Source organism: Cupriavidus sp. SIMBA_020 (assembly GCF_046535395.1).
In the GTDB taxonomy this organism is placed as follows: domain Bacteria; phylum Pseudomonadota; class Gammaproteobacteria; order Burkholderiales; family Burkholderiaceae; genus Cupriavidus; species Cupriavidus campinensis.
In genome coordinates this window covers 1-251 of the sequence record NZ_JAWRWU010001228.1, presented here as the reverse complement: position 1 = coordinate 251, position 251 = coordinate 1, and the positions used below count along the sequence as shown (strand labels likewise).

Annotated in this window: 1 protein-coding gene; it reads left to right on the top strand. The window is 59.4% G+C overall.

The window, feature by feature from the left end; translation table 11 throughout:
* Window positions 1–47: 47 nt before the first annotated feature.
* A partial coding sequence (locus SB751_RS33445; protein ID WP_410749427.1) for a hypothetical protein occupies window positions 48–251 on the top strand: 204 nt, incomplete at its 3' end.

The window sequence follows — 251 nt, the reverse complement described above, 5'->3', positions numbered from 1 at the left end:
CCTGATCTGAATTCCAATCGGTATATCTCTACGGGGGCAATCCACACATGAAGAAACAAATCTCGTCGATCGCCGCGGGGCAGACCGCGAAGGCGCTGATCCTCGTCTACCTGACGTTCAGCGTGCCGATCGTGCTGCTCGGCATCCTGGTCGCATACATCCGCTACGGGATGGTCGAGCTCAGCACGATCCTCAGCGCGCTGCTGCTGAACGCGATCCTCGGCTTCGTGCTGCTGTGGATCGCATGCCAC